This window comes from Amycolatopsis sp. NPDC051106, from assembly GCF_040682775.1.
GTDB lineage: Bacteria > Actinomycetota > Actinomycetes > Mycobacteriales > Pseudonocardiaceae > Amycolatopsis.
Genome location: NZ_JBFBBQ010000029.1, coordinates 49164 through 62460, shown reverse-complemented (window position 1 = coordinate 62460; position 13297 = coordinate 49164). Strand labels below are relative to the sequence as shown.

The 13297-nt window shown below is 72.3% G+C and carries 14 protein-coding genes; 6 read left to right on the top strand and 8 right to left on the bottom strand.

All coding sequences use genetic code 11. From position 1 onward, the window contains the following. Positions 1-35 precede the first annotated feature (35 nt). Positions 36-524 (bottom strand): PadR family transcriptional regulator, encoded by a 489-nt coding sequence (locus AB0M83_RS22480; RefSeq protein ID WP_364519936.1) that lies wholly within the window; start codon positions 522-524, stop codon positions 36-38. A 735-nt stretch (positions 525-1259) separates the two neighbouring features. Here AB0M83_RS22480 and AB0M83_RS22475 point away from each other — a divergent pair. Next, positions 1260-1481, top strand: a complete 222-nt coding sequence (locus AB0M83_RS22475) for a hypothetical protein (protein ID WP_364519934.1) — start codon at positions 1260-1262, stop codon at positions 1479-1481. Here AB0M83_RS22475 and AB0M83_RS22470 read toward each other — a convergent pair. Further along, on the bottom strand, positions 1462-2364 hold the full coding sequence (locus AB0M83_RS22470; RefSeq protein WP_364519932.1) for a LysR family transcriptional regulator: 903 nt from the start codon (positions 2362-2364) through the stop codon (positions 1462-1464). The two genes, AB0M83_RS22475 and AB0M83_RS22470, sit on opposite strands and share 20 nt — an antisense overlap. 70 nt (positions 2365-2434) lie before the next feature. Here AB0M83_RS22470 and AB0M83_RS22465 point away from each other — a divergent pair, with 70 nt between their 5' ends. From AB0M83_RS22465 to AB0M83_RS22455, 3 genes are all read left to right on the top strand, one after another. Next, positions 2435-3403: a putative sulfate exporter family transporter gene (locus AB0M83_RS22465; RefSeq protein WP_364519930.1), complete on the top strand. Its 969-nt coding sequence runs from the start codon at positions 2435-2437 to the stop codon at positions 3401-3403. A 116-nt stretch (positions 3404-3519) separates the two neighbouring features. Continuing rightward, complete coding sequence (locus AB0M83_RS22460) at positions 3520-5004, top strand: sialidase family protein (RefSeq protein ID WP_364519928.1); 1485 nt, start codon at positions 3520-3522, stop codon at positions 5002-5004. A gap of 165 nt (positions 5005-5169) precedes the next feature. After that, entirely contained in the window at positions 5170-5685 is a 516-nt protein-coding gene (locus tag AB0M83_RS22455; protein ID WP_364519926.1) for an STAS domain-containing protein, read from the top strand. 55 nt (positions 5686-5740) lie between these two features. Here the strand turns inward: AB0M83_RS22455 and AB0M83_RS22450 are convergent, their stop codons facing one another. From AB0M83_RS22450 to AB0M83_RS22440, 3 genes are all read right to left on the bottom strand, one after another. Then, a complete protein-coding gene (locus tag AB0M83_RS22450; RefSeq protein ID WP_364519924.1) occupies positions 5741-7063 on the bottom strand; it encodes an MFS transporter in 1323 nt (440 codons plus the stop codon). Positions 7064-7114: 51 nt separating this feature from the next. Then, a complete protein-coding gene (locus AB0M83_RS22445) occupies positions 7115-7621 on the bottom strand; it encodes a flavodoxin domain-containing protein (protein WP_364519922.1) in 507 nt (168 codons plus the stop codon). A 109-nt stretch (positions 7622-7730) separates the two neighbouring features. Next, on the bottom strand, positions 7731-8882 hold the full coding sequence (locus AB0M83_RS22440) for a nitric oxide synthase oxygenase (RefSeq protein WP_364519920.1): 1152 nt from the start codon (positions 8880-8882) through the stop codon (positions 7731-7733). Positions 8883-9299: 417 nt separating this feature from the next. On the opposite strand from AB0M83_RS22440, the gene AB0M83_RS22435 reads away from it, so the two are divergent. Together AB0M83_RS22435 and AB0M83_RS22430 are read left to right on the top strand one after the other, a co-directional pair. Further along, positions 9300-10304, top strand: a complete 1005-nt coding sequence (locus AB0M83_RS22435; protein ID WP_364519918.1) for a GTP-binding protein — start codon at positions 9300-9302, stop codon at positions 10302-10304. Positions 10305-10374: 70 nt separating this feature from the next. Continuing rightward, a complete protein-coding gene (locus tag AB0M83_RS22430) occupies positions 10375-10656 on the top strand; it encodes a hypothetical protein (protein ID WP_364519916.1) in 282 nt (93 codons plus the stop codon). Between the two features lie 63 nt (positions 10657-10719). On the opposite strand, the gene AB0M83_RS22425 is transcribed toward AB0M83_RS22430, so the two are convergent. The 3 genes from AB0M83_RS22425 to AB0M83_RS22415 are packed head-to-tail and all read right to left on the bottom strand — an operon-like array spanning position 10720 to position 13257. Then, the gene (locus AB0M83_RS22425) at positions 10720-11175 is read right to left on the bottom strand and encodes a GNAT family N-acetyltransferase (RefSeq protein ID WP_364519914.1); all 456 of its coding nucleotides are present in this window, start codon (positions 11173-11175) and stop codon (positions 10720-10722) included. Between the two features lies 1 nt (position 11176). Next, complete coding sequence (ligD, locus tag AB0M83_RS22420) at positions 11177-12181, bottom strand: non-homologous end-joining DNA ligase (protein WP_364519912.1); 1005 nt, start codon at positions 12179-12181, stop codon at positions 11177-11179. After that, positions 12178-13257 (bottom strand): ATP-dependent DNA ligase, encoded by a 1080-nt coding sequence (locus tag AB0M83_RS22415; protein WP_364519910.1) that lies wholly within the window; start codon positions 13255-13257, stop codon positions 12178-12180. Before AB0M83_RS22415 ends, ligD begins: the two co-directional genes overlap by 4 nt. Positions 13258-13297: the final 40 nt, after the last annotated feature.

The following is a 13297-nucleotide window of genomic DNA, read 5'->3' as shown; positions in this document are numbered from 1 at the left end:
CCCCTCACGGCTTGCGGGCTCGAGTATCCGGCCAGTCAGTCCTCGTCCTCGAGGCCGGCGTCGGCGAGCACCGCGTAGACGCGGCGGCGCGCGTCGGCGAGGATCTTCTTCACCTCGGCCACCTGGGCTTCGGTACCGCTGTAGCCGACCTGGGCGGCCGCGCCGGACAGCTCGCCGAGCGCGTGCCACAGTGCCGCGAAGCGGTCGGCGCCGGGCTCGTCCTCGGGCGTGCCGTCGTCCCAGAGGGCGGCGAACTCGGCTTCCCGCCCGGCCACGTGCTCCCGGCCGGCCTCGGTGAGCTCGGCGACCCGCCGGCCGCCGGTCTCGGCCGTGTGGACCAGGCCCTCGTCCTCCAGCTGCTGCAGGATCGGGTAGACGGAGCCGGGGCTGGGCCGCCACCGCTCGTTCGTGCGGCGCCGGATCTCCTGCATCAGCTGGTAGCCGTGCATCGGCTCTTCGGCCAGCAGCGCCAGCACCGCCGGCCGCACGGGCCGCGCCTGCGCCCGGCCGCGGAACTCCCGCACCCGCTGGAACGGCCCGGCCCCGCCACCCCAGCCACCAGGCCCCCCGAACGAACCGGGGCCGCCAGGAAAGCCCGGGGCACCGGGGAAGCCGGGAAAACCGGGCGCACCCGGCGGACCAGGCGGCTGCGGAGGATGGGGCGGGAACCCACCGCGCGCCAGTTCGGGACCGGCGTCCCAGTCCTCGTGGCCGGAAATGCCGTGGTCGTGGCCGGGGTGCTCGCCTGGCTCGTGACCTGGCGAGTGGTGACCCAAGTGGTCGGCGGGTCCGCCCGGGAAACCCTGGTCATGGCCCAGGTGTCCGGCGAGTCCGCCCGGAAAACCGTGACCGGGGTGACCGAAACCGCCGTGGGGTGGCCCGAAGTGCCCCGGCAGGCCGATCCCTGGATGGCCCGGTCCTCCGTGGGGTGGTCCGACGTGGCCCGGATCGCCCGGCTCTCCCCCTTCGTCGGGATGCCCGTGCCCCGGATGGCCACGCCCGCCCGGCCCCTCCCCCTGCGCCGAGCGGCCGGGCCCCGGGTGACCCAAGCCGCCGTGGCCGTGGTGGCCGGCCAACCCGGGCCCGTGCCCGCCGAACCCGCCCCCGAAACCGCCGAACATGCGTCCCGCTCCCGCACTCATCTCCATGACTGCCTCCTCCACTCGCCGTATCGCCGACACTACGACGATATATCGCCGTGCGATCGACGGCAACCCGCGGCCCCTCCCCTACGCTGGCGGCGAAACGAGGAGGGGATCATGGACGCAGCCGAATACGTGCTCCACAGCCCGCTGTTCTACGACAACTACGGCACCCCGCAGGTGACCCCGGCGACCGTGGCGAGCATCCTGCCGGAGCTGCGGGAGAACTGCCGCCGGATCGCCGTGCTGGAAGCGAAGATCGACTACGTCGCCGGCGCCCTCGCGCGGATCGAAGCCAAGCTCGACGGCCGGCCGGACCTCACGCCGCCCCGGACTTGACCGCCAGGGTCAGCAGCTCCGCCGCCGGGCCCGACAGCCGGCGCCCCGCCGGCCACACCGCTCGCAGCACCCGGCCGAGCTCGACCCCGGCCACCGCGACCGGCACCAGCCGGCGGCCCGCCACCTCGCGCACCACGTCCAGCTCGCTGATCACCGCCGGTCCGGCGCCGGCGATCACCGCGTTGCGCACCGCCGACGCCGATCCCAGCTCCAGCAAGGGCCGTACCGACCCCGCCCCGGCCCGGCGCAACGCCGCCTCGACCGTCTCGCGCGTCCCCGAACCGGGTTCCCGCACCACCAACGGCGTCGCCGCCAGCTCGGCCGCCGTCAGCGGACGGCGACGGCGCGCCCACGGGTGCCCGGCCGGGACCACCACGACGAGCCGGTCCGTCGCGACCCGCCGCGTGGACAGGCCCGGCCACGGCCCCGGCGACTCGACGAACCCGAGGTCCACCCGGCCGCCGGTGACCAGGTCGGCCACGTGTTCCGAGTTCACCACCTCGAGCCCGACGTAGGTGTCCGGCTCGATCCGCTTCACCTCGCCGATCCACGCGGGTACGAAGTGCTCGGCCAGCGTCATGCTCGCCGCGACCCGCAGCTTCGCGCCGCGCTGGGTCCGCAGCGCCTCCGCACCCGTGCGCAGTCCGTCCACTTCGGCCAGCACGCGGTGCGCCCAGCCCGCGATCACCCGGCCGTCCGGGGTCAGCGCCGAACCCCGCCGGGTCCGGTCCACCAGGGACAGTCCCAACTGTCTTTCCAAAGTGGACAGCCGCTTGCTCGCCGAAGGCTGGGCGATGCCGAGCGCCCCGGCCGCCTGCCCGATGCTGCCGAGGTCGTCGACGAGCACCAGCAGGCGCAGCGAGTCCAGATCCGGTCCGGTCATAGCCCCAGTCTATGACCTCCCCGCGAAGCGACGGCTACCCGAACTCCCCGGCGAGAGGGACGCTGGGAGCATGGCACTGACGGCAGCGAAAACCTCCGGCCTGGCGATCACCGGGCTCGGCGTCGCCGCGGCGTACGCACTGAGCTCGGTCTGGCCGGTGGCGGGCGCACTCACCGTCGCCGTGGTGCTGGGCATCGTCGCCGGAAGCACGCCCATCCTCACCGACGAGCACCGCACGGCCGTCGCCCGGATCACGAAACGCCTGCTGCGCGCGGGTGTCGTCCTGCTCGGCCTGCAGCTCGCCATCCCGGCCGTGCTCGCGCTCGGCCCCGGCACGCTCGCCGCGGTGGTGCTGACGGTCACCGTCACGTTCCTCGGCACGCTCGGCCTCGGCAAGCTCGTCCGGGTCCCGCGCGGCCTCGCCCTGCTGGTCGCCACCGGCTTCTCCATCTGCGGCGCCTCGGCGATCGCGGCGATGGAGGGCGTGGTCGAGCGCGACGACGAAGACGTCGCGACCGCCGTCGCGCTCGTCACCTGCTACGGGAGCCTCGCCCTCGGCGTGCTCCCCCTGCTCGCCCGCGCCCTCGGCCTGGACGCGACCAGGGCCGGCAGCTGGGCCGGGATCTCGGTGCACGAGGTCGCGCAGGTCGTCGCGGCCGCCGGGCCGGCGGGCGCCGCCGCGGTCGCGGTCGCCATCGTGGTCAAGCTGAGCCGGGTCGTCCTGCTGGCGCCGGTGGTCGCGATCGTCGGTGCCACCGAGCGCACCCGCCGCGGCGGGCACACTCCCCTGGTCCCGCTGTTCGTCCTCGGGTTCCTCGCGATGGTCGTGGTCCGCAGCACCGGGCTCGTCCCGGCGTTCGCGCTCGACGTCACGAAGACGGCGTCGACGCTCCTGCTCGCCGGCGCGCTGTTCGGCCTCGGCTGCGCCGTCCGGCTCGGGCCACTCCTGCGCGGTGGCGGCCGGGCGCTGCTGCTGGGTCTGCTGTCGACGCTTCTCGTGCTGGGGACCGGGTTCGGCACGCTGGCCGCGTTCACCTGACGTTCCCCTACCGGCAACGTGTACGTCGTTATACGCCGGGTTGTACGGGTCTTGTACAGGCCGAGTCGACGCTACCGCCGAGACGTAGGACGTAGAACGAATCCGCAGGAGAGCCCGTGAAGATCACCCGGATCGCCCGAGGCCTGCTGGCCGGGCTGCTGGGGTGCGCCGCAGCCGCCGTCCCGGCCGCCGTCGGCACCAGCACCGCGCAGGCCGATGTCGCCAGCACCCTGGTGTTCAGCAAGAACACCGAGGGTCACGACTGCTACCGCATCCCCACCGTCGTCAAGGCCGACGACGGCGCGCTGCTCGCCTTTGCCGAAGGCCGTAACGGCGGTGCGAGCTTCTGCAACGATCTCGGCGCCATCGACCTCGTCATGAAGCGCTCCACCGACGGCGGCAAGACGTGGAGCGCGCTGCAAACCGTCATCAAGGCGAACGGCGACACGAAGGGGAACCCGGCGCCGATCGTCATCCCGGGCAGCGACCGGGTCGTGCTGCTCTCGACCATGCAGTGCTTCACCAACCCCGACTGCGGCCGGGTTCCGCGCGTGTCGATCAGCGAGGACAACGGGAAGACGTGGGGTGCGCCGAAGGTGCTGACCACGGAGCTCGGGTTCCCGTCCGCGCCGAGCTGGCTGGCCACCGGGCCGTCGCACGGGATCGTGCTCACCCGCGGCGTCCACAAGGGACGGCTCGTCGCCGGCATGAGCTACTCGAACGTCGGCGCCCTGGTCTACAGCGACGACAACGGCACCACGTGGCACCTGGGCGCCACCGACAAGCCGGCCGTGAGCACGATGAACCCGCAGGAGATCAGCGTCACCGAGCTCACCGACGGCCGGGTCTACGCCGCCGCGCGCAACCAGGCGAACGACGGCGACAAGTGCCTGCTGGACGGCACGCACAACCGGGCCTTCGCGATCAGCTCGGACGGCGGCGCCACCTTCAGCTCGAAGTTCGCCTTCGCCACCGATCTCGTCGCCCCGACCGTGGAGGGTTCGACGGCCCGGATGAGCGCCACCGACACCGGCGGCAAGTACAACCGGATCCTGTTCGCGGCACCGTCCACTTGCGACCGTCGCAAGGAGCTGCGGGTGCACTCCTCGTTCGACGAAGGCGCCAACTGGACCGGCACCGCGGGCAGCCTGCTCGTCTGGGGCCAGGACGCCGCGTACTCCGACATGGTGCAGCTGTCGCAGTTCTCGGCCGGTGTGCTGTTCGAGGCGGGCCCGGAGTTCCACGCCAACGACACGATCCGCTACGCCACGGTCACCGAAACGGCTCTCGGTGCCCCGGCCTGCGGTGGCGGCTACAGCGTGCTCGACTCGAAGCCGCTCGGCACGGCGGGCACGGTCTACCTGTCCTACAACGCGGCCAACGGCCAGAACTGCGTCAGCACGATGAAGAGCGCGGCCACCGGGACACCCACGGCGACCTCGGCCTTCCTGGAGGTCCAGGGTTCGACGCGGCAGACCGACTCCGGCTCCTTCTCCTGGTTCGCCGGCCCGGTCAAAGCGGCCGCGGCGGACAAGTGCGTGAAGTGGGGCGGCGCCACCGGCGGCGCGTCCTTCGCCAGCGAGTTCGAGCACTGCGGCTGACCGGCGAGGGTGGGACCCGACCCTGACCGGGTCCCACCCTCCGCGCAAGCCGCCCGTCGAAGTGGGCACCCGGGTCCGGCTGACGATCATCGCCTGCGAAGCGGGACTCGTCACACTGTGAGCCGCACTTGTTGCGCCCGGGGCCCCGCGAGCGATGTAACAGGTATGGTCTGGCCCGAAGACGACGCACGGCACCGCGAAGTGATCGCGGCCCTGCACGCGTGGGCCCGCGAAATCGACGCCGTGCCCTACCCGCCCGGCCTGGGCATCGACGCGCTGATGGCCCGCCACTACGAGAGCCTCCGCGAAGAGGCCGCGACGGCGCTGGTCGTCACGACGACCGCCGAGGTCAGCGTCCTGGCCGTCCGCGGCGACATCGACCTGGCCGGGAGCACCCGGCTGCGGTCCCGGCTCGCCGACGAGGTCGGCCTGGCCCCGCGAGCCCTGGTCCTCGACCTGACCGGCGCCGCCCACTGTTCCGCCCGCGGGCTGGCAGTGCTCCTGGAAGCGGCCGAGGAGGCGCGCGCCGCGGGCGTCCCGTTCGCGATCGCGGGGTGCGTGCCGGTGGTCCGCCGGGCGATCGACGCGCTGGGCCTGGGCGAGGCGCTGCAGCTCCACGCCACGACGGCCGAGGCGGTCGAATGGCTCGAACTCGTCGAACGGCTGAAGACGCTGCACTGACTTCGCGCCGACCGGAGTGATCCGGTTCGCGGTCCCGCTCCCGCCGTCCGGTGGGCTACTTCGGCCCGGCCGGCGCCGCCGCCACCGCCGACTCGCCGAACCGGATCCCCTTGGCCTCCTTGCCGAGCGCGGTGAGCACCGCGACCGCGATCAAACCGGGCACGACCGTCCACAAGAGAGCGGACGAGTACCCGTGGGACTCCGCGATCGCCTGCTGGATCGGCAGGTTCAGCGCCGCGAGCAGGTTGCCCAGCTGGTAGGTCACGCCCGGGTAGAAGCCGCGGATCGCGTCCGGGGACATCTCCGTGAGGTGCGCCGGGATCACGCCCCACGCGCCCTGCACCATGATCTGCATCAGGAACGAGCCCAGCGCCAGCATGCCCGCGCCGTGGTCGAACGCGAAGATCGGGATCACCGGCAGGCCGAGCACCGCGGCCGTCACGATGGTCCGCCGGCGGCCGAGGCGTTCCGACAGCGTGCCGAACACACACCCGCCGATGATCGCGCCGACGTTGTACAGCACCGCGATCCACGTGCTCGTCGCCGCGCCGAGGCCGGCGCCGCCGTTGTCGTGGGCCTTGAGGAAGCTCGGGTAGACGTCCTGGGTGCCGTGGCTCATCCAGTTGAACGCCGTCATCAGCAGGATCAGGTAGAAGAAGCGGCGGATCACCTTCGGGTTCAGCAGGATGTCCTTGACCGACGTCCGCGTCACGCGCAGCTTCTCCCGCGTCGTCTCCCAGACCTCCGACTCGCGCACCCGCGCGCGGATCAGCAGGGTGATCAGCGCCGGGAAGATGCTCAGCACGAAGATCCAGCGCCACTCGAGGCCGAGGGCCGAGTGGAACAGCAGGTACGCGAGCGCGGCGAGCAGGTACCCGATCGAATAGCCGACCTGCAGCAGGCCGGAGAAGAACCCGCGCCGCGCGACCGGGATCTTCTCCATCGCCAGCGCCGCGCCGAGGCCCCATTCGCCGCCCATCCCGAGGCCGTAGACGAACCGCAGGATCAGCAGCACGGTGAAGTTCGGCGCGAACGCGCACAGCAGACCGGCCACCGAGTACAGCAGGACGTCGGCGATCAGCGGGATCCGCCGGCCGGCCCGGTCGGCCCACAGGCCGAACAGCAGGGCGCCGACCGGGCGCATCACCAGGGTCGCCGTGGTGATGAACGCCAGCTGCGTCGCCGTCGCGCCGAACGACTTGTCCTTCGCGATGTCCGCGAGGACGAACACGACGAGGAAGTAGTCGAACGAGTCCATGCTCCAGCCGAGCAGCGCCGCGAGGAACGCGTTGCGCTGATCGGATGTAAGCGCTTTCTTGCCGGCTTCGGGCCCCGCCTGCCGATCCGTCACGTTCGCCCCGTCCCGTCGGTTCTCCACCGGAAGACCTCAGGGCTGGTCTAGCACTCACCGCCCCGCGCGGGCAAGGGTTCAGAGCGGGACGCGGGTGCGGACGCGGCGGCCGACGTCGCGGGCCCACGCCTTGATCCGGTCCCAGTCGCGGAAGTCGCCCGCGCGCTGCCCCGACGCCATCAGCCGCGGGATCAGGCCGCGCACGCACGCCGGGTCGAGCCGGCCGCCGAAGGTGGCGGTGCGCTCCGCGTCGATGCGCGCGGCGAGCAGCGCCACGTTCGCCGGCAGGCTGACCTGCTGGGAGGCCGCGCCCGGGCCGCACGGCCCGCTGTGGAACAGCCACACCGGACGCTCCGCGAGCACCGCGGCGTGGCGTTCCAGCAACCGGACGGCCTCGGGCCGCCACCGGTGGTAGTACAGGGCGCTGCCGACGACGACCGCGGCGTAGTCGCCGACCGCGGCGACGTCGGCGGCGTCGCGCACGTCCACGCTCAGGCCGGCCTCGCCGAGCTCGGCCGCGATGACCTCGGCGATCTGCCGGGTTCCGCCGTGGCGCCCGGCGTAGGCGACGAGGACTGCGGTCATGCGTCCCATTGTCGGCCTTGCCGCGCGGTACTGCGCCGCGGGCCGGGCACGATCCGCCATACGGACGTTCCCCCGTTGCTCTCCGTGGTTCCCGGCCCTCGCGGCTGCCTCAGTCCGGTGAGAGGAACGCCGGTCGCAGCCCGGGATCCGGCGGGTCGTAGTACCGGTGGAAGACCGGGGTCTGCCCACCGGACAGTGGAGGGACGATCCAGCTCCAGTCGGCCGGGCACCGGCGGCCGGACCGTTCCTCGCGGTCGAGGTGGGTCAGGAACCGCCGCGACTCGGTGTGGTGGTCGGCCATCGTCACGCCGGCCGCGTCGAAGGAGTGCTGCACCGCGAGGGTCAGCTCGACCAGCGCCCGGTCGCGCCACAGCGTGCGTTCGCTCGCGGTGTCCAGGCCCATCAGCTCGGCGACGACCGGCAGCAGGTCGTAGCGCTGCTCGTCGGCGAGGTTCCGGGCACCGATCTCCGAGCCGACGTACCAGCCGTTGAACGGCGCGGCCGGGTAGGTGATGCCGCCGATCTCCAGGGGCATGTTGCTGATCGCCGGCACGGCGTGCCAGCGCAGCCCGAGCCCGGCGAACCAGCGGTGGTCGGGGTGGGTCAGCGGGACTTCCAGGACGGCGTCCGCGGGCAGCGTGAACAGCTGCGGATCACCCGGGACCGACTCGATCAGCAGCGGGAGGACGTCGAAGGAGCCTCTTCGCTCCGGTGGCCGCCACCCGAGTCTTCGCACCTGCTCGGTGAACTCGGCGTAGCGCGGGTCGCCGAGCACCGAACCGTCCTCGAAGCGGTACCCGGCGTACCGGATCAGCTGCTCGTTGTGGATGCGCGGCCCGGGCTCCGCGGGTGTGTCCGGGGCGAACACCGTGATCGTCGGCCGGATCCGGCCACCGCGGGTGGCCTGGCGCAGGTGGGCGACGCACTCGCCGGCGATCGCGGCCGGGTCGGTGACCCGGCGCCGGTCGCGGATCCGGAGGCTGTGCCAGTACAACCGGCCGATGCAGCGGGCGGAGTTGCGCCACGCGACGCGCGCGCCGTAGGCCGGCTCGGCGGCGGTGTGCCGGTAGGTGCCCGTTTCGGCGATTTCCGCGCGGACCTCCGCCAGCCGTGTCTCGAATCGGTCGCCCTCTTCGGCGGCGCCTTCGGCGAACATCCGGTCCAGGAATTCTTCGGCTTCCGCGGAATTGACGCTCTGCTCCGCCGAGACGCGCTGGTAGATCGGTGGAGCGGACGTCACCCGCTCGGGTGTAACCGTCACGACGTCACCCCACTCTCCGAAATCGTGCTCTGCATCCCGACGGAAAGGTTCACCGTTCCTCCGATGGTCGCCGACAACGGGCCTGGCCGGAAGTTGCTGCCACAGCAGCACCTCCGGCCAGGCCGGGGAGAGTACCCGACGTTCTCGCGGACGCAATCCACCGGACGGGAACGGCGCCGCACCTCGATCTTCCATTTCGCTCCCGCCAGCGAAAACGCCGGAAAAATAACTGTCACCATGCGTTATCCGGACATGTCGCAGCGCATTCTCCGTCAATCGATCACAGTGGACGGTGAACCCGCCGTGATCCTTTCTCGCCGTATCGCATTCGTCTTTTCGAGGGTATTCGGCGAACGGCCTACTCCGGCGGCGGTCCCCCGTGTATCAGCACGCCCGCGCGCGTCGTAGAGTCGTTTCGTGCGCAAGATCCCCGTGGTCCTCGTCGCCGGGTTCCTCGGCGCGGGCAAGACGACGCTGCTCAACCACCTGCTCGCCAACCGCGAGGGCGCCCGGGTCGGCGTCGTGGTCAACGACTTCGGCAGCGTCAACGTCGACGCGCTCGCCGTCGCCGGCCAGGTCGACACGATGGTTTCCCTCGGCAACGGCTGTCTGTGCTGCGCGGTCGACGCGAGCGGCCTGGATGCCATGCTGGGGCGGCTTTCCTCGGCCGAAGCGGGAATCGACGTCATCGTCGTCGAGGCCAGCGGCATCGCCGAGCCGCGCGACCTGATCCGGCTGATGATCGCCAGTGAGAACCCGGACATCCGCTACGGCGGGCTCGCGGAGGTCGTGGACGCCGCCGAGTTCGAGGCCGCGCGCGAACGCCACCCCGAGCTGGCCGACCACCTGCGTCTGGCCGACCTGGTGGTGCTGAACAAGGCCGACCGGGTGCCCGCCGAGGCGCTGGCCAAGGTCACCGCGACCGTCGAGGAGCTGGCGCCGGGCCGCCCGCTGCTGGTCACCTCGCACGGGCGCGTCGACCCGAGGCTGTTCTTCGACCCGGAGCCCCGCGGCGAGCGCGTCGGCCAGCTGTCCTTCGACGACCTGCGCGAAGACGACCACTCGCACCACCTGCACGCGCGGTACGAGACGGTGACGTTCACCGCCGATACCCCGCTGGCCCCGCGCGCGTTCGTCGACTTCCTCGAACGCCGGCCGGCCGGGCTCTACCGGATGAAGGGCCAGGCGGACTTCGCCGCCGACACGCGCTTCCACCTGCACACGGTCGGGGGGTTCGTGCAACTCGAGCGGTCGCCGTGGCCCGCCGGCGCGCCCCGGCGCACGGAGCTGGTGCTGATCGGCGCGGGCCTCGACACCGGCGCGGTGCTGGCCGACCTGGAGCGGTGCATCGCGCCGGACCCGTCGGCGGTCGACGAGCGCGGCCTGCTGCACATCCTGCGCTACCTGCCGGACGAGGCCTGAGGGCCGCCCGCCACGCCGAAGATCGGCAAATGCAGCCGGGTGCCGCCGGCCGCGACGGAGACTGGCGGCCATGACGACCACCGCGGTGAGCGCACCACGCTGGTACCTGGTCGGCGTGCTGCCCGAAGAAGTGCCGCTGGCGCACGTGATGACCCGCTCCGGCGACCTCCGCTACCGCCGCTCGGCGTGCGGCGCGAAGGAGTCCCGCAGCTGGAAGCCGGTGGACTTGACGACGTCGGAGGTGGCGCCCTGCCCGGCGTGCGTGGCGACCCTGCCCGCGCCCCCGGCGGGAGTCCGGGTGACCCCGGCCGGCGACGACCGCGGCCAGCTGTCCCTCGAACTGGAACTCTGAGATGCAGTGAATGACTCATTCCTGGCGTCCGGCGCCAGGAATGAGTCATTCACTGCGCTCCGGCTACCGCAGGACCTTCTCGTAGCAAACCGATTCGGGGTCGGCCTCGTGCGGCGGGAAGTTCGGCACCCGCCGGTACCCCGCCCGCTCGTAGAGCCGCATCGCCGCCGGCTGGCGCACTCCCGTCTCGAGCCGCAGCCGCACTCCCCCGCCGCCGCGGGCCAGCCGCTCGGACTCCGCCACCAGCGCCGTCGACACCCCCGTGCCGCGCGCGTCCGGGGCGACGAACATCCGTTTCAGCTCGTACACCCCCGGGCCGACGGGCTCGACCGCGCAGCAGCCGATCACGCGCTCGCCGTCGCGGGCCAGCAGGTACCGGCTCGCCGGGCCCAGCGGCCGCGGGCGCGCGTCCGGCGGCAGGTCGTAGGCCACGACCAGTTCGGCCGTCATCGCCGTCATCAGCGCCAGCAGGAACCCGTCGTCGGCCGGGCACTCGGCGACCGTCGCCACCTCAGCCACCTCACGCCTTCTTCGCCCGGCTCGGCGCGACCCGGGGCGGCTCGTTCGGCATCTTCGGGTACACCGGCGGCCACGGCGCGTCCATCAGCCCGTTCTTCAGGTCCGTTTCGGACATCTCCAGCAGCGGCTCGATCGACTGCGGCCGCTCGCCCGCCCCGGCCCACGGGTCGCCGCGCCCGGCCACCCGGGCCGGCACGGTGCTCAGCGTGAACGCGTCGGGCTCGACGCCGTCCAGCTCGTCCCACCCGATCGGCGTGGACACCTGGCCGCCCACCCGCGGCCGCACGCACCAGGCGCCGAACACGGTCTTGTGCGGCGCGTTCTGGTTGAAGTCGACGAACACGCGCGAGCCGCGTTCTTCCTTCCACCACTGCGCGGTGATCTTCTCCGGGTGCCGCCGCTCCAGGGCCCGCGCCAGCGCGACCGCCGCGGCCCGCACCTGGAAGCCGTCCCAGCGCGGCTCGAGCATCACGTACAGGTGCAGCCCCCGCGACCCGGACGTCTTCAGATGGCCTTCGATGCCGTGCTCGGCCAGGAACTCCCTGGTCAGCAGCGCCGCCTCGCGCAGCTCGTCGAACCCGATACCGGGCGACGGGTCGAGGTCGACGCGCAGCTCGTCGGTGACCTCGGGGGTGTGCGCGAGGTAGGGCCAGACGTGGAAGCCGAGGCAGCCCAGGTTCACCGCCCACAGGATGTGGGCCAGGTCCTTCGCGACCAGCGCGTCGCTCGTCGTGCCGTTCGGCGTCGAGACGACCGTGGTGCTCAGCCAGGGCGGGGCGCCCTTCGGCACGCGTTTCTGGAACCAGTTCTTGCCGCCGGCGCCGTCCGGGTAGCGCTCCAGCAGCAGCGGGCGGCCGCCGAGCCGGGCCAGCAGCGGCCCGGAGACCGCCCGGTAGTACTCGACGAGGTCGAGCTTCGTCTGCCCGTGCTCGGGGAAGTAGACCTTGTCCGGGCTGGTGATCTTGACCTCGACGCCGTCGACGTCGAGCAGCATCGCCTCGCTCATCTCGCCTCCCCGAACAGCTTCGCGAGCTCGGCGGGCGTCGCCTCGTCGAGCTGGGCGTACGTGCACGATTCCGGGGTGCGGTCGGGCCGGAACCGGACCAGCCGCCCGCCGTGGCGGAACCGGCCGCCTTGCAGGTGCTCGTAGCGGACCTCCGCGACCCATTCGGGGCGCAGCGGTTCCCAGGTCAGCTCCTTCTGCGGCGCCCACCGGCTGTTCGCGCCCGGCCGGCGGCCCGGTTCCGGCTCGTACTCGGCCCAGGACCGCCACGGGTGGTTCTCCAGGGCGTTTTCGCGCAGCGGCGCCAGCTCTTCGACCAGCTCGGCCCGCCGCGCCTTGGTGAAGCTGCTGGCCACGCCGACGTGGTGCAGCACGCCCTCGTCGTCGAACAGCCCCAGCAGCAGCGAGCCGACGCCCGCGCCGTCCTTGTGCCAGCGGAACCCGGTGACGACGCAATCGGCCGTGCGCTCGTGCTTGACCTTCAGCATGACGCGCTTGTCCTGCTCGTACGGCAGGTCGGCGGGCTTGGCCATGACACCGTCGAAGCCCGCGCCCTCGAACCGGGTGAACCAGTCCTCGGCCTGGGCGGGGTCCTCGCTGAGCGGAGTCAGGTGGACGCGCTGCAGGCCCTCGGCCGCGGTCGAAAGAACGCTCTCCAGCCGCTTGCGCCGCTCTCGGAACGGCTCTGCGGTGAGGTCGGTGTCGCCGAGGGCGAGCAGGTCGAAGGCGATGAAGCTGGCCGGCGTCTCCTCGGCGAGCTTGCGCACGCGCGAAGCCGCGGGGTGCAGCCGCAGCTGCAGCACCTCGAAGTCGAGACCCTGCGGCGTGACCAGCACGATCTCACCGTCGACCACGCACCGCGGCGGCAGCGCGGCGGCCAGCAGCTCGACCAGCTCGGGGAAGTAGCGGGTCAGCGGGCGGTCGTTGCGGGAGCCGAGCTCGATCTCCTCGCCGTCGCGGAACACGATGCAGCGGAAGCCGTCCCACTTGGGCTCGTAGAGCAGCCCCGGGTCACGAGGCACCTCGTGCACGGCTTTCGCGAGCATCGGCCGCACGGGCGGCATCACGGGCAAGTCCACCGCGCGAGCTTAAAACACCGGTACGACAATTCCTTGAGAA

Bases quoted from the DNA above. Each gene is read 5' to 3' on its own strand.
- AB0M83_RS22470 (WP_364519932.1), bottom strand. From the start codon at position 2,364: ATGACCGGACCGGATCTGGACTCGCTGCGCCTGCTGGTGCTCGTCGAC.
- AB0M83_RS22475 (WP_364519934.1), top strand. From the start codon at position 1,260: ATGGACGCAGCCGAATACGTGCTCCACAGCCCGCTGTTCTACGACAAC.
- AB0M83_RS22445 (WP_364519922.1), bottom strand. From the start codon at position 7,621: ATGACCGCAGTCCTCGTCGCCTACGCCGGGCGCCACGGCGGAACCCGG.
- AB0M83_RS22455 (WP_364519926.1), top strand. From the start codon at position 5,170: ATGGTCTGGCCCGAAGACGACGCACGGCACCGCGAAGTGATCGCGGCC.
- ligD (WP_364519912.1), bottom strand. From the start codon at position 12,181: ATGAGCGAGGCGATGCTGCTCGACGTCGACGGCGTCGAGGTCAAGATC.
- AB0M83_RS22430 (WP_364519916.1), top strand. From the start codon at position 10,375: ATGACGACCACCGCGGTGAGCGCACCACGCTGGTACCTGGTCGGCGTG.
- AB0M83_RS22465 (WP_364519930.1), top strand. From the start codon at position 2,435: ATGGCACTGACGGCAGCGAAAACCTCCGGCCTGGCGATCACCGGGCTC.